A 23,460-nucleotide genomic window follows, 5' to 3' on the forward strand; every position below is an offset into this window, starting at 1 on the left:
ATCGGCGTGCGGGTTGACAGAATCTTTGGCTTAAGAAATCCTGACTGAGTGATCAGTCAGGATTCCGGGGGGAGGAAATGTGCCACAGTCCACCGCACGACATGCTGAGACAGACCGCGGCGAACGCCGGTCGGATGCTATTCTGGATGCGGCGGAACAGGTCTTTGCGTCATCCGGGTACAAAGGTGCCACAATGCGCGAGATCGCCGAGCTGGCCGGTGTTGCGCAGGGGTTGATCCATTACCATTACAAGAACAAGGAAACCCTGTTCGAACAACTGGTGGCCCGACGATCAGAGCAGATCAATGGGCATCGGATCGCCCTGTTGGATCGATTGTTGTCTGGTCCCGGTCAGCCTGATCTTGAGCAGATCGTCGAAGCGTTGTTCCGCCCCACGATTGAAACCGGTCTGGATCTGGCCCGGGATGGCGGCGCGTTTGCCCGGCTTTTGGTATCGTTTGCCAACTCGTCAGATCCTCGCGATCAGAAGGTTTTGGAAACGCACTATGATCCGGTTGCCACGCGATTCATCGCTGCATTTCAGCAAGTTGAACCCGCTCTGACCCGCGCCGATGCGGTCTGGGCTTATATGTTCGCGATTGGTGTTGGCATGACGATGATGTCCAAGACCGGGCGCCCGGCGCGCCTGTCAGACGGAGAATGCGACGATGGCGATGTCGAGGCTATGCTGGCCCGGATCGTCCCCTTCATTTGTGCCGGGGTGCGCGCGCTGAAAACATAATTCAACGAAACATCATCTATTTAGGGAGGATAGGATGAACAAAGTAATCAAAGGGGCAAGCCTTGCGGCGGCCTTGGTTCTGGGCGGGTTGACCGCTCAGGCAGAGACAATGAATGTGACCATCGTGGCGGGTCACCCGCCGGTGTTTCGCTGGGTGAAGCATGCCAGCCAGACCTTTATCCCGGCTGTAAATGCCGCGCTGGAAGGGTCGGATCACAGCATCGAATGGTCCGAGCAATATGGCGGATCGCTGGCCAAGGTCGGCGATGAGCTGGAGTCGGTCGAAGAAGGTCTGGCCGAGATCGGCTTGGTCTCGAGCCTGTTCGACCCGGCCAAGCTGGCGGTGCAGAATGTCACTTACTTCACGCCTTTCGTGTCCAGCGATTCAACGGCGGTGTCGGGGTGGATGGACCAGTTGCAGGAAACCAATGCCGACATGAAAGCGGCCTGGGCCGACAACGGTCTGGAATACCTTGGGGGTGGGATCGGGATCGACGATTATCTGTTGATGACCACGTTCCCGATCAATTCTATTGCGGATCTGGATGGCCGCAAGATCGGCGCGCCGGGGCCTGCGGTGAACTGGCTCAAGGGCACGGGTGCCGTGGGCGTGTCGGGTAACCTCACCACCTATTACAACGAGATCAAGACCGGCGTGTATGACGGTGTCATCGTGTTCGCGTCTGCGGCGCTGCCCGGCAAGCTTCACGAGGTTGCGCCCTATATCACCAAGGTGGGGTTCGGCGCGCAATACGCCGGTGGTCTGGCGGCCAACAAAGACTGGTTCGACGGGCTTGACCCGATGGTTCAGGACGCTCTGAAGGCTGCTGCCAAGGCCGATGCCGACGCCTATCAGAAAGATCTGGATGCCTCGGTGGCCAAGTTCCTTGGCCTGATGCAGGATCAGGGCGCAACCGTGACCGAAGTCGATCAGGCGTTCCGCGAAGAGTGGGCGGCAGGCATGGACAACGTGGCGCAGGTGTGGGCCGAAAAGCTGGACAGTCAGGGCATTGCCGGGTCTGCGGTGTTGAAATCCTATATGGACACAATGCGCGCTGCGGGTGCCACGCCGGTCCGCAATTGGGATCAGGAATGACATCGCGCCCGCCCCGCAACACGGGGCGGGCGCCGGTCTTGGTCAGACCATGATTTCTGTTTGCCGGAGGCCTTGTGATGGTTAATACGCCGGACGTCCCGTCCGATGATGACGGGCTGCCGCGCTGGTTCACGACGCTCCGCTCTGGTGTCGATGTGATCACCGGAGCGCTGAACGTCGTCGGCACCTTGCTGATTATCGTCATCATGCTGCTGGTCAATTCGGATGTGATCGGGCGCGGTGCCTTTAATGCGCCGGTTTCCGGCGTGCCCGAGATGGTGTCGATGTCGATCGTGGCCATCGTGTTTCTGCAGATTGCGCAGACGTTTCGAAAGGGCCGCCTGACCCGGTCCGAAGCGATTTTGACCTTTGTCGGCGCGCGGGCTCCTAAGCTGCGCGACCTTACTGAGGTCGTGTTTGCTGCTGCTGCCGCCGCGCTGATCTGGATAATCTTCTGGGCGTCGCTGCCGCTGTTTCGCAAAGCCTGGGTGCGCAACACGTTCGAAGGCACGGTCGGCGATTTTACCGCTCCGATCTGGCCTGTGAAGCTGGTCATCCTGATCGGCTGTGCCGCCTTGTTTGTGCAGATCATTCTCTATGGCCTTGCAGCGCTTCTGCGTTTGATCGGGAGAGGCCGATCATGAGCGCCTTTGACATTGGTCTTGTGTCATTCGGTGCCATGGTGGTCATGGTTTACCTTGGCTTCTGGGTGCCTTTCGCGCTGATGCTGTCCTCGTATTTTGGCGTCTGGGCGATCAAGGGCTCGCCGGTTCTGGCGGGCAAACTGCTGGCGCTTGCTGCATCGGAAACGATCTCAAGCTATTTCTTCGGGGTCGTGCCTTTGTTCGTCCTGATGGGGTATCTCGTCTCGGTGACCGGTATGGGACGGGACGCGTTTGACGTTGCTAACCACCTGTTCCGAAGGATGTCCGGCGGACTGGGCATCGGAACGGTCGGGGCCAATGCGATCTTTGCGGCAATCACCGGCATTTCCATCGCCTCGGCAGCCGTTTTCACCCGGATTGCGGTGCCCGAGATGATCCGCCACGGGTATTCGCCGCGCTTTGCAGTGGGTGTCGTTGCCGGGTCGTCAGTGTTGGGGATGTTGATCCCACCCAGCCTGTTGCTGATCCTCTATGGCTTATTGACCGAACAATCCGTTGGCGACCTGTTCATCGCCGGCGTCATCCCCGGCATTTTGCTGGCGTTGATCTTTGGCGGCGGCATCTGGCTGACCGCCCGGCTGCGCCCGCAATGGCTGGGAGATGGCCACACCACCGCCGCCCAATCCACGTTGTCGCGTGTCGAAGTGATGCAAAAGGGACTGCCCATTGCGTCCCTGATCGGGCTGGTTCTGGGCGGCATCTATGGCGGCTTTTTCACCCCAATCGAAGCTGGCGCCGTGGGCTGCGCCGGGGCGATCCTGATTGGCCTGTTGCGCCGCAGCCTTGGCTGGCGAGACTTCTGGCAGGTGCTGACCGACACCGGTCTGATCACCGCTTCGATCAGCTTTCTTATCATCGCGGCGCAAATGTATTCGCGGATGCTGGCGTTGTCCGGGGTTCCGACCGGGTTTGGCGAATTCGTGGCTACGGCCGAAATCGGATACTGGGGTGTGATCTTTGCCTATGTCGGCCTTGTGATCCTGATGGGCACGATCCTTGATTCCTCGTCGATCATGCTGATCCTTGTGCCCCTGATGCTGCCCGTCCTGGTCACGATGCAGGTGGATCTGATCTGGTTCGGCATTATCACCATCATCGCGGTCGAAATCGGGCTTTTGACCCCGCCATTTGGCATATCCGTCTTTGTTATCAAGTCTGCTCTGACCGATCTGGACATCCCTCTGGGCGAGATTTTTCGCGGCGCGGCCCCGTTCGCGCTGATGATGCTGGTGCTTCTGGCGCTGGTTCTTGCCTTCCCCATCCTTGCAACTGCTCTTGTCTGAGAAAGGAGCCTGAAATGCCCCGCCGTTTTGTCGATCTTTCTGTCCCGCTTGAATCCGGGATCGTCTCTGACCCGCCGATCATGCTGCCCGAGATTGAATACATGACCCACGACCAGACCGCCGAGCAGGTCATGATGTTCTTTCCGGGTCTCAAGAAAGAAGACTTGCCGGGCGGCGAGGGCTGGGCTGTCGAACGTCTGACCATCGCGACCCACAACGGCACCCATCTGGACGCGCCGTATCACCACCATTCGACGATGAACAACGGCGAGCGCGCGATTACCATAGACGAGGTGCCGCTGGAATGGTGCATGAACCCCGGCGTCAAGCTGGATTTCCGCCATTTCGACGATGGATACCTTGTGACAGCAGCGGATGTGGAGGCCGAACTGAAGCGCATCGGTCATACGATCAGCCCCTTGGACATTGTCGTGGTCAACACCTCGGCCGGGGCGCACTACGGTCAGCCGGATTACCTGATGAAAGGTTGCGGCATGGGGCGCGAGGCGACCATGTACCTGCTGGAACGTGGAGTCCGTGTGACTGGCACCGATGGCTGGAGCTGGGACGCGCCCTTTGCCCTGACCGCAAAGCTTTGGGCCGAAACCCATGATCCGTCGATCATCTGGGAAGGCCACCGGGCCAGTATGGAGATTGGATATTGCCACATGGAGAAGCTTTCAAACCTTGAAAGCCTGCCGCCCACCGGGTTCGAAATTTCCTGCTTTCCCTACAAGATCAAGGGCGCAAGTGCCGGGTTCACCCGGGCTGTGGCGATCTTTGAAAGGGATGAGGCATGAGGCTGGCAACAGTCGTTTACGAAGGCCGCGAACGGGTCGTTGCAGCGTTGGACAATGACCACCTGCTTGATCTGCATCTGGCCGCCGAACTGGCGGGCGAAGATGCAGCCTGGTTCGTCGACATGATGGCGGTGATCTATGCCGGGGACCCAGCGCTTGACGTCGCACGCGGTCTGATCAGCGATGCCAGTGATCGGGTGATCCTGAAAACGGATGAGGTCACGTTCCGCCCGCCGCTGATGCCGGTTCAGTATCGCGATTGTCTGGTGTTCGAGGACCACCTGAAAAATTGCATGAAGGCGCTGGGCCAGAAAGACCCTCAACTGCCGCCGATCTGGTATGAGCAGCCGATCTATTACAAGGGCAACCGACTGTCCTTTATCGGCCATGGTCAGGATGTGATCTGGCCGGAGTATTCCGAGTTTCTGGACGTCGAATTGGAACTGGCAGTGATCATCGGGCGCAAGGGCAAGGATATCGCGCCCGAAGACGCGCCCGCGCATATCTTTGGCTATTCGATCCTGAATGACGTGTCGGCCCGCGATGCCCAGATGAAGGAAATGCCCGGCCAGCTTGGCCCCGCAAAAGGCAAGGATTTTGACACTGGCAACATTCTGGGTCCGTTCATCGTGACGGCAGACGAAGTGCCACATCCCGCCGCATTGGACATGGAGGTGCTGGTAAACGGGGTGCGCTGGGGCGGCGGAAATTCGGCCACCATGCAGCATAATTTCGGCCGGATCCTGTCGCATATTTCGGCCTCGGAAACGCTGTATCCGGGTGAAGTGATCGGGTCGGGAACTGTTGGGACCGGATGCGGCCTTGAGATCGGCAAGCGACTTGCGCCAGGAGACCGGTTTGAGTTGGAGATCGAGAAAATCGGCGTTTTGTCAAACCGGATCGTGAGATCATGACGCAACAGTCGTGTGAGGCGAGAATTTTCGTCGAAAATTCTATGCCAAACTCCTGCGGAGTTTGGTGGCACACGTTGAAGAGGTATTGGAAATGACGGACGCAGTTACACCTGACACGATCACAAAAGCTATCGTGCAGTTCGAGTGCACCGGTCGGGCGGTTGGCAAGATGCGCAACGAACTGGATGTGTACATGACCCACCCGATGCAGGAAGGGCCGTTCACTCTGGCGACGGACGAAGGCTCGTTTCATGGCGGGGACGCGACCGCGCCGCCGCCGCTGGCTTTGTTTGTCGGGGGGCTGACCGGGTGCATCATGACGCAACTCAGGGCGTTCGCCAAAAGAATGGGCGTGCCGTTGACCGATCTGTCCGTTGAAACCCGCGTTCAATGGGATTGGGAGGCTCAGGGCAAAGTGTACGAAACGGCCCCCAAATCGTTCGAAATCGATATCCTGATCGACAGTGAAGCACCGATTGAACACCAGTTGGAACTGGTGGCTGCAGCCAAGAAAGGGTGTTTCATTGAACAGACTCTTGGTCAGTCAAACACCATCCGGCACAGGTTGAAGTCAGCAGATGGATGGATTGACGCGGGCTGATCCCGGTTCGATGGGTTGCTAACGCTTCCGGTGATCGCCAAACCCGGCTAGGCTCACGACATATGGCCCCCGGTGGAGACAGACGATGCAAGGCACGGTTCAATCGCTTTATCACTATCCGGTAAAGGGGCTCACCCCGCAGCGGATGCCAAATGTCGAATTGGCACCGGGCCGCGGGTTTCCGTTTGACCGGGTCTATGCCTTCGCGCGCCATGACAGCGGTTATGATCCCGACCAGTTCCGACCCTTGCCAAAGAACCGGTTTCTGGTGCTGATGACCGATGCTGCCTTGGCGGGGCTGTCAACGTGGTTTGATCCGAAGACCGGGCAGCTGACGGTCAGCCAGGACGCGCGCACCATTCTGGATGCCGATCTTCAGTCGCCCGAAGGGGCCGCGCAGGCTTGCGATTTCTTCGCATCCTACCTTGGTTTGCCAGAAGGTGAGCATCCGGTTCTGGCAAGCGGCGGCGACAACAGGTTTACCGATGTGTCGGTCGTGTCCACCGCCATGATGAATGCGGTGTCGCTGATCAATCTGGAGACGGTGCGCGATTTTGAGAGCCGCATTAGCCAGCCGGTTGATCCACTCAGGTTTCGCGGGAACATCTATTTCGAAGGCTGGTCAGCCGGGTCCGAGCTGGATCTGGTCGATCGCGAGATCACCATTGGTGACGTCCGTTTGCGTGTGTGCAAACGAACCCGCAGATGTCCGGCGACACAGGTCAATCCCACGACCGCCGAACGGGATATCGATGTGCCGGCCCTGATTGACAAGGAATACGGACATTTCGACATGGGGATTTATGCCGAGGTGCTGACCGGCGGTCAGATCGCACCGGGATCTGTGATCTCGCTTTAGGGTCGGATCAGGGTTTGCTGATCATTGCGGCGTTGACCCGCGCCATGACCTGCTCTGCGGACTCGTGGCGCACAGGGCCATATCCCCGGATCTCCATCGGGGCTGCAAGCAGGTCAATTGCGGTGTCGGGGTCGCGGTGTGTTTCTACATAGCTTAGCACCGTTTCAAACCACGCCAGAAGCGCGCGATCCAGCTTGCGATCGGTGCTGTACCCGAAGGGATCGAACGCGGTGCCGCGAAGCGCTTTCATTCGGACGAGCAGGCGAAAGGCCGGAGTCACGCCGACCCGAAAGCCGTGTTTTTGGGGGCGACCACCCGTGTCCCTGCCTAAAGGCCAAATCGGCGGCGCAAGGTGATACCGGACGCGGTAATCGCCTTCGAATTGCTCGGCCAGTTTCGCATCGAACCCGGTCTGGGTGTAGAGCCGCGCAACTTCGTATTCGTCCTTATAGGACATCAGTTTGAACAGGGATTTTGCGGCCGCAATGAGGGGTGCGTCGCTGGTTGAGGTTGGCAATGCCGCGCGCAGCTTGGCAATCCGGTCGCGAAAGCGTTGGGCATAAGCGTCGTTCTGATAGGCGGCCAGATAGGTGGCGCGGTGATCCAGAATGGCGTCCAGTGTTTCGGGCAGGGTAGGCGTTTCGGTCAGATGAGAAGCCAGCCTTTCGGGACAAGCCGCCATTACTCGCCCCAGATCGAAGGCGGTTGCGTTTTTCTCGATCGCGACGCCGTTCAGCAGGATCGCTTGCTTCAGGGCGACCTCGGAGACCGGGACCAGCCCTTGTTGCCAGGCCGCGCCCAACAGCATGATATTGGCAAAAACCGCATCCCCCATCAGGCGTTCGGCGACCCGGTTCGCGTCAAAGGCCAGAACGTTGTCTGCGCCGACCGTCTGCCTGATCAGGTCCTCGCGCGCGTCGATTTTCAGGTCTGCATCTCGGTGCAAGACCAGATCGCCGGTTGGCATCTCGGCCCGATTCAACACGACGCGCGTGCCGTTGCGATAGTGGATTGACGCCTTGGGTGATGATCCGACCACTGCATCACAGCCGATCACGCCATCCGCTGCGCGGGTTTCCAGCCGCACTTGATGGATCGCATCGGGGGATTTCCCGACCCGAACATAGCCAAGGACCGTGCCGAATTTCTGTGCGAATCCGGTAAAATCGAGCACGCTTGAGCCCTTGCCCTCCAGATGCGCGGCCATGGTGATCAACGCACCGACGGTGACCACGCCTGTGCCGCCGACGCCTGCGACCAGCAGGTCGAACGGGTTGGTCAAATCTGGCAATTCGGGCGCGGGAAGTGCGGCTTTCAAAGCGTCCAGATCCAGCCCGGCGGGTTTTGGTTTTCTGCGCTCGGCCCCTTCGACGGTGACGAAGCTGGGGCAGAACCCGTTGAGACACGAAAAGTCCTTGTTGCAGGACGACAGGTTGATTTTGCGTTTGCGGCCCAGTGGCGTTTCGAAGGGCTCGACGCTCAGACAATTGCTTTCGACTGAACAGTCACCGCAGCCTTCGCAAACCAGATCGTTGATCACCGCAAAAACCGGTGGGTCGTCCATCTTGCCACGCTTGCGCCGACGGCGTTTTTCGGTGGCGCAGGTCTGTTCATAGATCAGGACGGTGACGCCGGGGATGTCGCGCAGTTCGCGCTGAACAGTATCCAGATCTTCGCGCGGGTGAAACGTAGAGCGTTGGGGGAAGTCAGATCGGTCGAACTTGTCGATATCGTCTGACACCAGCGCGATGCGGTCAACGCCCTCGGCGCGGCAGGATTGTGCGATGGCGGCCACGCTGACCGGTCCGTCGACAGGTTGGCCGCCGGTCATGGCGACGGCATCGTTGTACAGGATCTTGTAGGTGATGTTGGCTTTGGCCGCGACGGCCTGGCGGATCGCCATCGACCCCGAATGATACCATGTGCCTTCGCCGAGGTTCTGAAACCGGTGCTTTTTGCCCGCAAAGCGCGAGGCAGCAGCCCAAGTCACGCCTTCACCGCCCATCTGGGCAAATCCCAGCGTGTCACGGTCCATCCATCCGGCCATGACGTGACAGCCGATCCCGCTCATGGCCTGACTGCCGTCGGGAACTTTGGTTGATGTGTTGTGGGGGCAGCCGGAGCAGAAATAGGGCGTGCGTGTCGCGCCGGGGACGGACAGGATCGGGGCAGGCGTTTCTGTCAGGATGCGGGCCTTTTCAAGCAGACCTTCTTCCGGAAAGAACGGGCTCAGACGTTCGGCCACCACGGGGACCAGCGTCAGTGGGCTGAGTTCACCGGTCCATGGTAACAATGGGTCGCCCGCTGCGCGGTGCTTGCCGACCATCTTCTTGGGCTTGGCACCGGGCCAGTCATAGAAGTATTCCTTGAACTGGCTTTCGATGATGCCGCGTTTTTCTTCGATCACCAGCACTTCGTCTTTGCCGGTCACGAAATCCAGCGCGTCGCGGCGGGCCAGCGGCCAGACCATGCCGACCTTGTAGATGTCGATGCCCAACCGGCGACAGGTGGCTTCGTCCAGACCCAGCAGGCGCAGCGCCTCCATCAAATCCAGATGCCCTTTGCCAGTGGTGACGATACCGAACCGGGCATCGGGGATGTCATAGATATGCTTGTCGATCGGGTTGGCTTCGACGAATGCTTCGACTGCGGCCAGCTTGTGTTCGATCCGGGTTTCGATTTCGGGGCTGGGCATGTCGGCGGCGCGGACGTGAAGGCCGCCCTGCGGCGCGATGAAGTCTGGCTGTTGGAACGTGCGATCGGGGCGCAAGTCGACCGACCGACCGGATTCGACCGTTTCCGAGATCGCCTTGAACCCGACCCATGTGCCGGTGAACCGTGACAGGGCGAACCCGTATTCGCCGAATTCCTGATATTCATCGACCGAAGCCGGGTTCAGGGTGGGCATGAACCAACTCATGAAGGCCACATCGGATTGGTGTGGCATGGAGGATGAAACGCAGCCATGATCGTCCCCGGCGACGACCAGAACGCCGCCCATCGGGGAGGATCCATAGGCGTTGCCGTGACGCAGTGCGTCGCCTGACCGATCCACGCCGGGGCCTTTGCCGTACCACATGGAAAACACGCCTTCGACGTCGCAATCGGGGTCAAGCGATGCTTGTTGCGCGCCCAGAACGGCGGTCGCGCCCAGGTCTTCGTTGATGGCGGGCAGGAAATCGATGCGGTCATCTTCCAGCCGTTTGCCCAGTCGCCAGAACTCCTGATCCAGAGCCCCCAGGGGGGAGCCGCGATACCCGGACACGAACCCGGCCGTATTGCGCCCGGCGTCGCGATCACGGCGGGCCTGATCCAGCATGATCCGTACCAACGCCTGTGTTCCCGTCAGAAACACGCGGCCTTTCGTACGATCATAGCGGTCGCTCAATTGATAGGTGTCGAAGGTGGGGCTGTGGCTGGTCATGTCGCTGATCTCCCGGAGTCGGAAGAGCATCGCATGCCGTACTTGGAAGAGGTGACCAGACTTGCTGGTAAATTCACTCAATGTTGGGTAATTTGTCCGAAATTTGAAGAATGATGGAATGTAATGCCGATCATGGATCGAATTGACGAACGTCTGCTTCGTGAACTTCAACACGATAGCCGGATCTCGAACGCCGATCTGGCTGAGCGTGTCGGGCTGTCCGCCTCATCCTGCTGGCGGCGCGTGCGGGCGTTAGAGGACAGCGGGGTTATCACGCGTTACACGGTCGATCTGGACGACGCAAAACGCGGGCTTGGATTTCGCGCCATTGTCCATGTGCAACTGGCACGCCATGCGGCGGACGCAGTGCAGGCGTTCAGTCGGGCCATCCAGACCAAGGAAGAAATTCGCGCCTGTTATGCCACGACGGGGCAGTCGGATTACCATCTGCATGTGGTCTGTAAGGATCTGGAGGCCTATAATCGGTTTCTGGAAGACTTCTTGTTTCGCACACCTGCGGTGGCGAGCGCACAGACCAACCTGATCTTGAGGACTCTGAAATAATGAGCATGTTGCAAAACCGTGTTGGGGTCGCCTTCGTTTTGACGAGAACGGCCAATATTCGGGTTGAATGGTATCTACTTGGAGACCCGAATGGCCAATGCAAACCCAACGCAATCCGTTGATCTGAATAGATTTCGACACTTTCTAGAGCTGTTGCCGCAGCCAAGCGCGAGCCAGATAGAGGACCTTCTGGGCAACGCCCTCTCGATCCGGAGCACGCGCGCGGCATTTGCCGAGATCGAAGCAAAGCCGGAACGCGAGCAAGCCTGCCCGCATTGCGGCTCGGATCGGTGCCAGAGATGGGGGCAGACTCGGACCAGCGTTCAGAGGTATCGCTGCTCAGATTGCGAGCGGACCTACTCGGGACTGACCGGTTCTCCGATCTGCGGCCTGCATCGTCATGATCTCTTCTTCGAAGCAATCCGCAACATGTTCTCGGGTCACCGGCTCTCCTGCCGCAAGCTTGGGCGTCGGCTTGGCAGATCGAAAGACACGATCTGGCGCTGGCGTATGATGATCCTGGATGGACTCGGTGTGGCTTCCGATGGGGCCTGCGCCGGCATCGTAGTGACCGACGTGGCCCTGTGCACCGACGGAGCGGCTGCCTATTCAAGGTTCAGCAACAAGACCGGCATGACGCACCATGTGGTTTCCAACAAGCCCGGGCGGGGCGTGATCCAGCGCGCGATCCACATACAAAAGGTCACCAGCCTCCATGAGCGCTACTGTGAATTCATCAAGCTTTTTCGCCGACCCGCCTCGAAATACCTCGAGCGATACTTGCACTGGGTCCTGCTCAGATCGAAGCTGGAGCCCGAGGCGGCCTTTGGGCGAGTCATGGACTCATGAGGTTTTCTGCGCTTTCCCTTGTGCTGCTTGCTCTGATGCTCATTCTGGTATCTTCGGCGCAGGCCCAGAGCACCAGTGCGGTGACAAGTTGCTTCGTGCGTCCGGCCCTCCCAGTGGGCCTCAGGAACCTCGGCGATCCCGTGGCGGTTTCCGGCCTCGTGCCCCAGGTTCGGATGCCATACGAAGGTGCTCTGCAACTCGTGCTGGCGCCCGACCGGGACAATGGCAGCCAAGCCTGGTCTCCCACGGGTGATTTCACCTCCACGGTGGGCCCATATGACCCCGTTTCCCGGCGGCTCTACGTCTGGGGCTATTTCATGGTCGGGTGGATCGAGGTATTTCCACACTCTGGAACCTGGCTATTTGGCGAAAGAGGGAAGATCCACCCTCGTCTCTTTGACCCAGGGGATGACGGCAAAGGCGACTCCGTGAGATTTGTCCAAAGAAGCGACATCCTTGGGCTTCAGTTCTACGAGGGATGGACGCCAGTGCACTGGCTCACTGGCCGGCAAACCTACCGGTTTTTCCAGATTGCCGGCACGCAGATGCGGCGCGTGCCCGAGCTTGAACATCGGAACCTGCGCTATCTCGGCGACGATCTGGTGGCAGGGATGGCCGTCTTCCTGCCCAGCGACGTGTCCTGGCCAGATCGTCGAGGCAAACTGGTGTGGTACGACGGGACCAGCGTGATTGAGCCTGGGCCCGAAAACGCCATACCCGACACGCCCTGCGAGTAACCGACACCAAGCATGCCCATATGCGGCGTGCTGGAGTCGTTTCAGCAGCCAGATAGAAGGGGCGAGAAACCCGCCCAACACGATATCGCAACATACCCGAAATAATCAGGTGGCCCCGTGTCTTCGTCTTATCCTTTGGGGCCAGCTTTCATATCTGACGCTTTGCGGCCCTGGTATTTGGTGATCAGATCTGGATCCATATCGCTTTCTTCATAGGCTCCGATCACGACGCCCAACCGACTGGTTTTGGGGCGACCTTTGATCAACTGCTCGGGCGATATTCCAAAGCGTTGCGACTGGCGGCGGGTCCATGCGAACAGCTTGTCATACATATCGTCGATGACTGCTTTGTGGTCTGCGCTGTCGCCCAGATCCACCAGCTCTTGCGGGTCGTTTTCCAGATCGAACAGGATCGGGCGATATCCGCCTTCGCAATGGATCAGCTTCCAGTGTTTGTTGGCGATCATGAACATGGTGGCGTCTTGGACGCTGGACTTAAGCTTGGTGGCGATGGGCGACCCGGAGTAATCGTATTCGCAGATAACATAGTCGCGCTGCGTGTCCGTGGTTTCACCATGCAGGATGGGCAGCAGGCTTTCGCCTTCGAGGATGTGATAGGCAGGTTCGCCCCCCGCAACGTCGACAAAGGTGGGCGCAAGGTCGATGGATTCGACCAGCGCATCGCAGACGGTTCCCCGTGTGGCGTCAGCCTCGGGCGAGGGATCATAGATGATCAGCGGCACCTTGGTCGAGCTGTCGTGGAAGAACGTCTTTTCGCCCAGCCAGTGATCGCCCAGAAAATCGCCGTGGTCGCTTGTCAGCACGATCATGGTGTCCTGTATGCGACCGGTGTCTTCCAGCCATGTGAACAGGCGGCCCATCTGGTCATCGACCTGTTTGATCAGCCCCATATAGGCGGGGATCACGGCGTTGCGGACATCATCGCGCGAAAACGCTTCGCCCACCCGCGCGCCCATGAATGCCTTGAACACCGGATGCGTGTTTTCGCGCTCGGACTCGTCACGGATTGGCGCCTGGACGTGTTCGGGGCCGTACATGCTGGCATAGGGTTCGGGCACGATATAGGGCCAGTGCGGTTTGATATAGCTCAGGTGGCAGCACCATGGACCATCATGGCCTTCCATGAACTCCATCCCCCGGCTGGTGAGGTAGGGCGTTTCACTATCGGGTTCCGCGATGTTCGCGGCTTCGGTCGAGTTCTTGAGGAACCAGCCAGACAGAACGTTGCCGTTATCATCCAGCCCGGAATTGGCATAGTCATGCCAAGGGTTGTCGCTGTCATAGCCCTTGGCCTTGAGGTATTTGTTGTACTCTTTCGCGCCGTTTGGATCATAGGCGCCATCCGGTCCTTCTGGCAGCATGCCGTCGTCGCGTTCGAACACGTCAAACCCGCATTCGGCGACGCGGGCGCCGATGATGCTATCCGGTTCCAACCCAAGCCGGCGCATGCCTTCGGCATCGGCCTTCATGTGGGTCTTGCCGACCAACCAACAGGACATCCCGTTGTCACGCAGGTGATCACCCATGGTGATCTCACCGACTTTCAGAGGGACGTTGTTCCAGGTCGCGCCATGCGAGTTCACGTAGCGCCCGGTATAGGTGCTCATCCTTGAACTGCCGCAGATTGGGGACTGGATATAGGCGCGGGTGAACCGCACGCCCATCGACGCCAGCCGGTCGATGTTGGGCGTGTGCAGGTGTTTATGACCATAGCAGCTGAGGTAATCCCAGCGCAGTTGGTCAAACATTATGAACAGAACGTTCTTCGCTTTTGCCATTTGTGGCCCCTCCCTCACGGGCAGCGTGTTTGCGCTGCACCGGCCCTGGTTGATCGTTGGCGTGCTGGCCGACCGTCACCACGGACGGCGGGCACAGCCAAAGTTCTGTACCATCTTAAGCCGGTCTGATGAAGCTTCACAAGTGAACCAACGCGAGAAGCCTGAAAAATCAGATCGCGTTCATGGTCAGCAGTTCGTATTCCGCGACCTGCTCGTCGTCCTGATTGGTCAGGGTCACGTGCCAGCGGACCTCGCCGTACTCATCATTGCGCTTGGTCTTTTTCTTGACCGTCAGGCGCACCTTGATCGAGTCGCCTGCGCTGACCGGTTTCATGAACCGCAGCCCGTCGAGGCCGGTATTGGCCAGTACGGGGCCTTCGTTTGGTTCGACAAACAGACCGGCGGCAAAGCTAAGCAGCAGATATCCATGGGCCACACGCCCGGGAAAGAACGGGTTTCGTTTGGCCGCAGCGTCATCCATGTGGGCATAGAACGTGTCACCGGTGAAATTGGCGAACAGTTCGATGTCATCCAGCGTGATTTCGCGGCTTTCGGTGTGCAGGGTTTCGCCGATGTCCAGTTCATTGAACCGGCGGGTGAACGGGTGCGCCGGGGCTTTGACCTCGGTCGCGCCGGGCACCCATGTTCCGCCAATGGCGGTCAGGATGTCGGGGCTGCCCTGAATGGCGGTACGCTGCATGTAATGCTTCACGCCGCGGATGCCGCCCATTTCCTCGCCGCCACCTGCCCGGCCCGGGCCGCCGTGGACCATGTGGGGCATCGGCGCGCCGTGCCCGGTGGATTCTTTCATCGACACGCGGTTGTTGAAATAGAGCCGCCCGTGGAACGCGCCTGCGCCCAAAGCAACCTGCCGCGCAACATCAGGATCATTGGTGATCACCGACGCCACGAGGGAGCCCTGACCGCGATTGGCAAGGGTTATGGCATGGTCCAGATCGCGGTATCCCATGATGGTCGACACCGGGCCGAAGGCTTCGGTGTCGTGGACCCGCGTGGCCGTGTCAGGGTCGATGCAATGAAACAGCATGGGCGGAACGAATGCGCCTTTTTCGGCGTCGGCCCCGTCTATTTCGAAAGCGTCGGGGTCACCGAACACCCGTTCGGCTTCGCGTCCGATTTGGGCGGCTTTTTCCAGAACATCGCGTTTCTGCGCGTTGGACACCAAAGCGCCCATGCGGGTTGTTTCCAGCCGGGGATCACCGATCTGGGTTTTTGCCAAACGTGCGGACAGGGCTTCGATCACGGCCTGAACTGATGTCTCGGGGGCGATAATGCGGCGGATCGCGGTACACTTCTGACCGGCTTTGGTTGTCATCTCGCGGTGGACTTCCTTGACGAACAGATCGAACTCGGGCGTGCCCGGTTCGGCGTCGGGGCCAAGGATAGACGCATTCAGGCTGTCGGCCTCGGCGGTAAACCGGACCGCATTTGACAGGATATGCGGGTTCGATTTCAGTTTCAGTGCGGTATCAGCAGATCCGGTGAACGCGACAACATCCTGACACATCAGATGGTCAAGCATGTCGCCCAGCCCGCCGGTCACCAGTTGCAAAGCGCCTTCTGGCAGGATGCCGCTGTCCAGCATCATCCGCACGCAGGCCTCGGTGACATAGCATGACGCGGTGGCCGGTTTCACAATGGCAGGAACGCCGGCCAGCAGCGTTGGGGCCAGCTTTTCCAGCATGCCCCAGACCGGAAAGTTGAAGGCGTTGATGTGTACGGCCACGCCTTGCAGCGGGGTGCAGATGTGTTGGCCTAGAAACGCGCCTTCGCGGCCGAACTGTTCGATTTCGCCATCCAGATAGACCTGCCCGTCCGGCATTTCCTTGCGACCCTTCGAGGCATAGACGAACATCGTTCCGATGCCGCCGTCGACGTCAAAGGCGTGGTCGGATTGCGTGGCTCCGGTATTGAACGACAGATCGTAAAGGGCTTGCTTGTTGGCGTTCAGATGCAACGCCAGCGCCTTGAGCATCCGGGCACGATCATGGAAGGTCAGCGCTCGCAGGGCAGGGCCACCTTTGGATCGTGCGTGATCCAGCATGGCCTGCACATTCAGCGCGTCATTGCCTGCTGTGGCGATCACTTCGCCGGTGATTGCGCTTGAGATATTTCGCGCACCGGCACCCGGCGCGATCCACTGTCCAGCGGCAAAGCTGGCGACGTCAAGAATGCTCATCTGATCCTCCTCCGATGACCGGGCGATCCCGAATCCCGGGGGCCAAAGTCTTAAAACTTTATTGACCAACCGGTCGGTCTATGCAAGGTTTTTCCCGAACGCGATACGGAAGGGGAGGTCCGATGACGGAAACGATTCTGGTTCAAGATCACGGCAATTGGGTCGAAATCACCCTGAACCGGCCCGATCGCCTGAACAGCTTTAATGAAGAGATGCATCACGCCCTGCGCGCCGCGATTGAGGCCGCGCGGGACGACGGGGCACGAGCCATTCTGCTGACAGGTGCCGGGCGCGGGTTCTGCGCCGGGCAGGATTTGGGGGACCGCGATCCGCGTAAAATGGAGGGGCCGCCTGACCTGGGAAAGACTGTGCGCACGTTTTATGCGCCTTTGGTTCGGTTGATCCGGTCGCTCGACTTCCCGGTGATCTGCGCCGTCAATGGGGTCGCGGCGGGAGCGGGCGCCAACCTGTCGCTGGCATGTGACGTGGTTATGGCAGCCGAAAGCGCCAAGTTCATTCAGTCGTTCAGCAAGGTCGGGTTGATCCCGGACACCGGCGGCAGCTGGCACCTTCCGCGCCTTCTGGGCGAGGCGCGCGCCAAGGGGTTGGCGTTTACGGCCGAACCGCTGACGGCTCAGAAAGCGGAAGACTGGGGGCTGATCTGGAAGGCTGTGCCAGACGCGGACCTGATGCTAGAGGCCCGCGCGCTGGCGGTGAAACTGGCCAATGGTCCGACTTTGGGTTTGGGGCTGACCAAACAGACCATTCAGGCCGCCGCCGTCAACACGCTGAGCGATCAGCTTGAGATCGAAGCCGATGCGATGAAAATCTGTGGCGAAAGCGCGGATTATGCCGAAGGCGTAGCCAGTTTCCTAGAAAAACGGGCGCCGGAGTTCAAAGGCGAATGACGATGACACCGCAAGACCGGGCAGACCGATCAACGGCCGCCATGTGGGCGAACGATAATGCCTCGAAATGGGCGGGGATGACGATTGTCGGGGTCGGGGAGGGCCGCGCCACGCTAGAACTGACTGTGATGCCCGAGCAATGCAACGGCCATTCGATCTGCCATGGCGGCGTGATCTTCATGCTGGCCGATAGCGCCTTTGCTTTTGCCTGCAACAGCCGCAACCAGTCGACTGTGGCGCAACACAACATGATCAGTTTCATAGCCCCCGGCAAAGCCGGCGACCATTTGACCGCCGTGGCTCAAGAGATCAGCCTGACGGGTCGCAGTGGGATTTATGATGTGAAAGTAATCAATCAGGACGGCACTGTTGTCGCCGAGATGCGGGGCATGTCCCGTGCGATCAAGGGGCAATTGTTCGACGACGACACCAGTGAAGGAGGAGCGACATGAAGGATCTGAGCCCCAAGAAAGGCGATCTGGACCCGATCGAAATCGCGTCGATCGACGCAATCCGTAACCTTCAGCTGGAGCGGCTTAAATGGTCGCTGCGGCATGCCTATGACAACGTGCCGATGTACAAGACGCGTTTTGATGAGGCAGGTGTGCACCCGGACGATCTGCAATCGCTGTCGGATCTGTCAAAGTTTCCGTTCACCTATAAGAACGACCTGCGCGACAATTATCCCTTCGGTCTGCTTGCCGTCCCACGGGAACAAATCATTCGAATTCACGCATCGTCCGGGACGACGGGAAAGCCGACTGTTGTGGGGTACACGAAGCAGGACATCGACAACTGGGCCGACCTGATGGCCCGGTCGCTGCGCGCCTCGGGGTTGCGCAAGGGTGATATCATTCACAACGCCTATGGCTATGGCCTGTTTACAGGTGGATTGGGCGCGCACTACGGGATCGAACGTCTGGGCGCGACGGTCATCCCGATGAGCGGCGGGCAGACCGAAAAACAGGTGACCCTGATCAACGACTTCCAGCCGGACGGCATCATGGTGACGCCGTCTTATATGCTCAACATCCTGGAACAGTTTCACAAGTCGGGTCTGGATCCGCGCGAATGTTCGTTGAAGGTGGGTGTGTTCGGGGCCGAACCCTGGACTGACGCGATGCGTAAAGAAGTCGAAGAGGCGTTCGACATGCACGCGGTCGATATCTATGGCCTGTCCGAAATCATGGGGCCGGGTGTGGCCAACGAATGCGTTGAAACCAAAGATGGCCCGGTGATCTGGGAAGATCATTTCTATCCCGAAATCATTGACCCCAAGACCGGAGACGTGGTTCCGGATGGGGAAATGGGCGAACTGGTGTTCACGACGCTGACCAAGGAAGGTCTGCCGATGATCCGCTATCGTACGCGCGATTTGACCCGGCTGCTGCCCGGCACGGCGCGGTCGATGCGGCGGATGGAAAAGATCACGGGTCGGTCGGATGACATGATGATCCTGCGGGGCGTCAATGTTTTCCCAACCCAGATCGAAGAACAGCTGATGTCCACCGGTGGGTTGGCACCGCATTTCCAGATCGAGCTTTATACCTCGGGCCGGATGGATGCGATGCGGGTCTTTGTCGAAATCAACCCGGATGCCAATGACGAACTTAGCAAGACCGCCGCTGCGCGAATGCTGACAAAGCGGATCAAGGACAATGTCGGTGTGTCCACCGAGATCGTCGTGGGCGATCCCGGTGCCGTTGCCCGGTCGCAGGGGAAAGCTGTGCGGGTGGTCGACAACCGGAACAAGGAATAGACCTTGGCCAGAACCATCGCGAAAGATCATTCAGAAAAACGGCAGCAGATCCTCTCGTCGGCAGCGAAAGTGTTTGCCGAACAGGGGTTTGATCGCGCGTCGATGACCGTTCTGGCGCGTGAATGCGGGATCTCGAAGGCCAATATCTATCATTACTATGACAGCAAGGACGCGATCCTGTTCGATATCCTCGACACCTATCTGTCAGAGCTGCGGGATCGCATTCTTGGTGTCGACCTTGATGGTCTATCGCCCGACGACAGGCTGCGGCTGGTCGTTCAGGAGGTTCTGAACGCGTATCAAGGCGCAGATCATGAGCACAAAGTTCAGATTGATGCGCTTTCCGCGTTGCCAGAGGATCAGCAAGCCCGGATGCGGGCCTATCAGCGCGACATGGTCCGTTTCATGGGCGAGTGTTTGCGCGACGTCGCACCAGAGGTGTTCACGCCTGATCCCGCAAAGCTGCGCGGGGCCACCATGTCTGTGTTCGGGATGCTGAACTGGTATTTCATGTGGAACGCGGGGGCCGGGTCAAAAGAACGGCAGGACTATGCCCGGCTGGTCTGTGACATGACCCTGAACGGGGTGCGTGGTCTGACGTAGCGTGACGGCGAAAAGCGGGCGTATCTGATGGAAAGACCCGACCGCCTGACGGTCGGGTCAAGAGTTGGAAACAGCTTATTTGGGCGCCATCCGGATCGCGCCATCCAGACGGATCACTTCACCGTTCAGCATCGGATTACTGACAATGGCGTCGACCAGTTTGGCGTATTCCGACGGATCGCCCAGACGGTTCGGGAAAGGCACCTGTGCGCCCAGCGAATCCTGAGCTTCTTTCGGCAGCGATTCCAGCAGAGGTGTCAGAAACAGACCCGGCGCGATGGTCATGACCCGGATGCCGTGACGCGCGAATTCGCGGGCGATGGGCAATGTCATTCCGACCACGCCGCCTTTGGACGCGGCATAGGCCGCCTGACCGATCTGCCCGTCAAAGGCTGCGACGGATGCTGTGTTGATAACCACACCGCGTTCTTCGCCCTCGGGTTCGACCGCGACCAAAGCGGCAGCCCATTTCGACAACACATTGAACGACCCGAACAGGTTGACGTTCACCACCGACGCAAAGGCACTTAGCGGCAGGGCTTTTCCGTCGCGGTCCACCACTTTGGCGGGCGGGCCGATACCTGCGCAGTTGACCAGGATACGTGCCTTGCCATGAACCCCTTCGGCTTCGGCCACAGCAGCTTCGACCACGGCTTCGTCCGTGACGTTGACCTTGATGAAATGACCTCCGATTTCGGCGGCTTTGGCAGCGCCCAGTTCTTCGTTCATGTCAAAGATCGTGACCTTGGCCCCGGCCTTGGCCAGATGCTCGGCGGTTGCGCCGCCCAGCCCGGATGCGCCGCCTGTAACGATCGCCGCCTGTCCGTCGATGTTCATACTGATGTCTCCTCTCCACTGCGTCCGATGCCTTGCGGCGCGGATTTCAATTGTGGTTATGAGGTATAACGGTTGGTTTTGGCAATCTCGTTTTGGAGTGACGTGACGTGGCAGACCGTAACGCTGAATATCATCGACGGGTTGCGGATGCATCGCGACTGGCCTACCCCTGAAAGGGTTATCAACGGGTGAGGCAAGACCAAGGTGAACCGGCCCAGTTTTCCGATTATCAGGCACATCGGGTTGAACGGCCTTTTGGTCACGTTTGCCGATACGCTGACCGAACCTTCCAACCGCGCGGCGCTTGCGTTTCGCGAAGCTGTTGAACACGCCAGCCTTGCCGGTGTTGAGGAAACATCGACCTCGCTCGCCTCGGCCTTTGTTCGGTTTGATCCGTTGCGATTGCCGCATGTCCGGTTGGAGGATGCGTTGCAGGCCCTGCTTGATGAACGCGATTGGTATGATGCCCCCTTACCCGGCGGGCGTCGCCTGTGGCAGGTCCCGACCGTCTATGGCACCGACCTTGCGCCACAACTGGCAGAAGCCGCCGAGGTTGCAGGCGTGTCCCCGGAACAGGCGATTGCTGAATTAAGCAGCACGCGTGTGCGGGTTCTGACCATCGGATTTGCGCCCGGCCAGCCCTATATCGGGCCTTTGGGTGAAACATGGAACATCCCACGCCAAAGCGGCCTGACGCCCCGTGTACCCGAAGGGGCGTTGGTGGTGGCAATCCGGCAATTCGTTCTGTTCACAGCGCCGGCCCCGACCGGATGGCGGCATGTGGGTCAGACGGCATTTCGCTGTTATCGGCCCGGCGCCGAACAGCCATTCGCCCTCACACCCGGAGACGAAATGCTGTTTGTCCCTGTGTCATCCGCAGAATTGGAGCGCATCCAAAATCGGAACACGTCTGGCGATGGTGGCGCCCTGATCGAAGAGATCCCGTCATGACCGGGTTTCTGGTTCACAAGATTGGCCCGGCCTGCACGATTCAGGATCAGGGGCGTCCCGGGTATCTGGACAAGGGGCTGTCGCGAAGCGGCGCGGCCGATCCGCTTGCGCTTGCCGAAGGGGCATCGCTGTTGAAGCAGGCCCCTGCATTGGCCGCGTTGGAAATGGCCGGGTTGGGCGGCGTTTTCGAGGCTGAAAGCGATATCCGCATTGCGTTGACCGGTACGCAGATGCAGGTCGACCTGGACGGCGCAATACTGGCGTGGAACGCCAGTCATCAGATCAAGACCGGCCAACGTCTGACCATCGGACCCGCACGGAACGGCGTCTATGGCTACCTTCATGTTGGCGGCGGCTTTGATACCCCCTTCACACTGGGATCGCGGTCCTTTCATCTGGCAACGCGGATCGGCGCGCCCGTGGAAAGCGGTGACAGGCTTCCTGTGGGCCCGGATAAAACCAGCATCACCGGCGTTTGTCTGGACGTGTCCGACCGGTTCTCAGGTGGCATGGTTCGCGTCTTGCGCGGATTGCAAACGCCTCTGTTCCCGCAACCGGTTCAGGAGCGGTTCGAAAGCACTGTGTTCCTGCGCGGCCAAAGGGCCAACCGGATGGGCGTCGAAATGACCAGTTCGGGTGACGGGTTTGTGGCCAACGGCCAGCTTAATATCCTGTCCGAAGTGATCATACCCGGCGACATCCAGATGACCGGTGATGGCAAACCTTATGTTTTGTTGCCCGAATGCCAGACGACAGGCGGATATCCCCGTATCGGTACGGTTCTGCCCTGCGATATGGCGCTGATTGCGCAGGCACCGGCAGGCGCCGAAATCCGCTTTCGGTTCGTCGATATGGACGAGGCTATCGCGGCGCAAAAAGCCTTTGCGGCGACGTGTGCCGCGTTGTCGGGCAACGTTCGACCGTTGTTCCGGGATGTGGCTGACATTTCCGATCTTCTGACGTACCAATTGGTGAGCGGTGCGATTTCGGCCACTGGGGATATGGAGGATTGGGGATGACCCACACTGTGGATCTGAATGCCGACATGGGCGAAAGCTTTGGCCCATGGAACATGGGGGACGATGCGGCATTGCTGGACATCATCAGTTCCGCCAACATCGCCTGCGGGTTTCATGCCGGTGATTGGGATGTCATGGCCAAAACCATGCTGGCTGCATCGCACAACGGTGTCGGGATCGGCGCACATCCGGGCTTTGCCGATTTGCAGGGATTCGGGCGGCAACGGATGCACGTGCCAACGGCCAGCCTGCAGAACATGGTCCGCTATCAGTTGGGCGCCGCGCGCGGTATGGCGCATGCCATGGGCACCTCGGTGCGCCATCTAAAACTGCACGGTGCGCTTGCCAACATGTGCTCCGAAGATGAAACGATGGCTCGCGCCTGTTACGACGCGGCGTTGTCGGTCGATCCCGATATCATCATCATGGTACTGGCGGCCACGGCGCAGGAACGTGCTGTACGTGACCTTGGCTGTGCGTGGGTGGGCGAAATCTTTGCCGACCGCGCTTACAACGACGATGGCACTCTGGTTGACCGGTCTCTGCCCGGTGCGGTGATCCACGACGCTGACATTGCAGGTCCGCGCATCGCTGGCATGGTGCAAGAGGGTGCCATTATCACAACCACCGGCAAGCGCATCCCGACCGACATTGGAACAATCTGCTTGCATGGCGATACACCAACAGCCGTGGCGCTGGCCCGGTCTGTGCGTTCCAGCTTGTCAGATGCAGGGATCGAAATCCGGATGTTTGAAGCGCCCTAGCGCGGGCCGTAGAAGCGCTGTCCCGCCTTGTAAGAACGCGGACTCATCGGGCGGGTCTGCTGCATCTTCTCTTTTCAAATACTCAA

Annotated in this window: 22 protein-coding genes; 18 read left to right on the forward strand and 4 right to left on the reverse strand. The window is 59.4% G+C overall.

Annotation, left to right across the window (positions count from 1 at the left end; translation table 11 throughout):
* Positions 1-79 precede the first annotated feature (79 nt).
* From FOY56_RS14330 to FOY56_RS14365, 8 genes are all read left to right on the forward strand, one after another.
* Positions 80-742 (forward strand): TetR/AcrR family transcriptional regulator, encoded by a 663-nt coding sequence (locus tag FOY56_RS14330; protein WP_222434990.1) that lies wholly within the window; start codon positions 80-82, stop codon positions 740-742.
* 34 nt (positions 743-776) lie between these two features.
* Positions 777-1,838 (forward strand): C4-dicarboxylate TRAP transporter substrate-binding protein, encoded by a 1,062-nt coding sequence (locus tag FOY56_RS14335; RefSeq protein WP_146346546.1) that lies wholly within the window; start codon positions 777-779, stop codon positions 1,836-1,838.
* A gap of 77 nt (positions 1,839-1,915) precedes the next feature.
* A complete protein-coding gene (locus tag FOY56_RS14340) occupies positions 1,916-2,482 on the forward strand; it encodes a TRAP transporter small permease subunit (RefSeq protein ID WP_146346547.1) in 567 nt (188 codons plus the stop codon).
* Complete coding sequence (locus FOY56_RS14345) at positions 2,479-3,786, forward strand: TRAP transporter large permease (protein WP_146346548.1); 1,308 nt, start codon at positions 2,479-2,481, stop codon at positions 3,784-3,786. Before FOY56_RS14340 ends, FOY56_RS14345 begins: the two co-directional genes overlap by 4 nt.
* Before the next feature lie 14 nt (positions 3,787-3,800).
* Positions 3,801-4,586: a cyclase family protein gene (locus tag FOY56_RS14350; RefSeq protein WP_146346549.1), complete on the forward strand. Its 786-nt coding sequence runs from the start codon at positions 3,801-3,803 to the stop codon at positions 4,584-4,586.
* Positions 4,583-5,500, forward strand: coding sequence for a fumarylacetoacetate hydrolase family protein (locus FOY56_RS14355; protein WP_146346550.1), 918 nt, complete (start codon positions 4,583-4,585; stop codon positions 5,498-5,500). The genes FOY56_RS14350 and FOY56_RS14355 overlap by 4 nt, the downstream gene beginning before the upstream one ends.
* Before the next feature lie 91 nt (positions 5,501-5,591).
* Positions 5,592-6,101, forward strand: coding sequence for an OsmC family protein (locus tag FOY56_RS14360; protein WP_146346551.1), 510 nt, complete (start codon positions 5,592-5,594; stop codon positions 6,099-6,101).
* A gap of 85 nt (positions 6,102-6,186) precedes the next feature.
* Complete coding sequence (locus tag FOY56_RS14365; protein WP_146346552.1) at positions 6,187-6,960, forward strand: MOSC domain-containing protein; 774 nt, start codon at positions 6,187-6,189, stop codon at positions 6,958-6,960.
* A 7-nt stretch (positions 6,961-6,967) separates the two neighbouring features.
* Here the strand turns inward: FOY56_RS14365 and FOY56_RS14370 are convergent, their stop codons facing one another.
* On the reverse strand, positions 6,968-10,384 hold the full coding sequence (locus tag FOY56_RS14370; RefSeq protein ID WP_146346553.1) for an indolepyruvate ferredoxin oxidoreductase family protein: 3,417 nt from the start codon (positions 10,382-10,384) through the stop codon (positions 6,968-6,970).
* A 123-nt stretch (positions 10,385-10,507) separates the two neighbouring features.
* Here FOY56_RS14370 and FOY56_RS14375 point away from each other — a divergent pair, with 123 nt between their 5' ends.
* The 3 genes from FOY56_RS14375 (at position 10,508) to FOY56_RS14385 (ending at position 12,534) form a co-directional block, all read left to right on the forward strand.
* Positions 10,508-10,948: an Lrp/AsnC family transcriptional regulator gene (locus FOY56_RS14375; RefSeq protein ID WP_146346554.1), complete on the forward strand. Its 441-nt coding sequence runs from the start codon at positions 10,508-10,510 to the stop codon at positions 10,946-10,948.
* A gap of 90 nt (positions 10,949-11,038) precedes the next feature.
* Complete coding sequence (locus FOY56_RS14380; RefSeq protein WP_146346555.1) at positions 11,039-11,797, forward strand: transposase-like zinc-binding domain-containing protein; 759 nt, start codon at positions 11,039-11,041, stop codon at positions 11,795-11,797.
* Positions 11,794-12,534 carry a hypothetical protein gene (locus tag FOY56_RS14385; RefSeq protein ID WP_146346556.1) on the forward strand — a complete coding sequence of 247 codons (741 nt, stop codon included), beginning with the start codon at positions 11,794-11,796 and terminating at the stop codon, positions 12,532-12,534. Before FOY56_RS14380 ends, FOY56_RS14385 begins: the two co-directional genes overlap by 4 nt.
* A gap of 128 nt (positions 12,535-12,662) precedes the next feature.
* Here FOY56_RS14385 and FOY56_RS14390 read toward each other — a convergent pair whose 3' ends face one another.
* Together FOY56_RS14390 and paaZ are read right to left on the reverse strand one after the other, a co-directional pair.
* Positions 12,663-14,333 carry a sulfatase-like hydrolase/transferase gene (locus tag FOY56_RS14390; protein WP_146346557.1) on the reverse strand — a complete coding sequence of 557 codons (1,671 nt, stop codon included), beginning with the start codon at positions 14,331-14,333 and terminating at the stop codon, positions 12,663-12,665.
* Between the two features lie 169 nt (positions 14,334-14,502).
* Positions 14,503-16,533: a phenylacetic acid degradation bifunctional protein PaaZ gene (gene paaZ, locus FOY56_RS14395; protein ID WP_146346558.1), complete on the reverse strand. Its 2,031-nt coding sequence runs from the start codon at positions 16,531-16,533 to the stop codon at positions 14,503-14,505.
* Between the two features lie 122 nt (positions 16,534-16,655).
* Between paaZ and paaG the strand changes: the two genes are divergently transcribed.
* The 4 genes from paaG to FOY56_RS14415 are packed head-to-tail and all read left to right on the forward strand — an operon-like array spanning position 16,656 to position 19,803.
* Positions 16,656-17,441 (forward strand): 2-(1,2-epoxy-1,2-dihydrophenyl)acetyl-CoA isomerase PaaG, encoded by a 786-nt coding sequence (gene paaG, locus FOY56_RS14400; protein ID WP_146346559.1) that lies wholly within the window; start codon positions 16,656-16,658, stop codon positions 17,439-17,441.
* A gap of 2 nt (positions 17,442-17,443) precedes the next feature.
* Positions 17,444-17,893, forward strand: a complete 450-nt coding sequence (gene paaI, locus FOY56_RS14405) for a hydroxyphenylacetyl-CoA thioesterase PaaI (RefSeq protein WP_146346560.1) — start codon at positions 17,444-17,446, stop codon at positions 17,891-17,893.
* A complete protein-coding gene (gene paaK / locus FOY56_RS14410) occupies positions 17,890-19,200 on the forward strand; it encodes a phenylacetate--CoA ligase PaaK (protein ID WP_146346561.1) in 1,311 nt (436 codons plus the stop codon). Before paaI ends, paaK begins: the two co-directional genes overlap by 4 nt.
* Before the next feature lie 3 nt (positions 19,201-19,203).
* A complete protein-coding gene (locus tag FOY56_RS14415) occupies positions 19,204-19,803 on the forward strand; it encodes a TetR/AcrR family transcriptional regulator (RefSeq protein WP_146346562.1) in 600 nt (199 codons plus the stop codon).
* A gap of 75 nt (positions 19,804-19,878) precedes the next feature.
* On the opposite strand, the gene FOY56_RS14420 is transcribed toward FOY56_RS14415, so the two are convergent.
* Positions 19,879-20,640, reverse strand: coding sequence for an SDR family NAD(P)-dependent oxidoreductase (locus FOY56_RS14420; protein WP_146346563.1), 762 nt, complete (start codon positions 20,638-20,640; stop codon positions 19,879-19,881).
* A 204-nt stretch (positions 20,641-20,844) separates the two neighbouring features.
* On the opposite strand from FOY56_RS14420, the gene FOY56_RS14425 reads away from it, so the two are divergent.
* The 3 genes from FOY56_RS14425 to FOY56_RS14435 are packed head-to-tail and all read left to right on the forward strand — an operon-like array spanning position 20,845 to position 23,374.
* A complete protein-coding gene (locus tag FOY56_RS14425) occupies positions 20,845-21,591 on the forward strand; it encodes a 5-oxoprolinase subunit B family protein (RefSeq protein WP_146346564.1) in 747 nt (248 codons plus the stop codon).
* Positions 21,588-22,610: a 5-oxoprolinase subunit C family protein gene (locus FOY56_RS14430; protein ID WP_146346565.1), complete on the forward strand. Its 1,023-nt coding sequence runs from the start codon at positions 21,588-21,590 to the stop codon at positions 22,608-22,610. The genes FOY56_RS14425 and FOY56_RS14430 overlap by 4 nt, the downstream gene beginning before the upstream one ends.
* Entirely contained in the window at positions 22,607-23,374 is a 768-nt protein-coding gene (locus tag FOY56_RS14435; protein WP_146346566.1) for a LamB/YcsF family protein, read from the forward strand. Before FOY56_RS14430 ends, FOY56_RS14435 begins: the two co-directional genes overlap by 4 nt.
* Positions 23,375-23,460: the final 86 nt, after the last annotated feature.

This window comes from Falsiphaeobacter marinintestinus (assembly GCF_007923355.1).
Lineage (GTDB): Bacteria > Pseudomonadota > Alphaproteobacteria > Rhodobacterales > Rhodobacteraceae > Phaeobacter_A > Phaeobacter_A marinintestinus.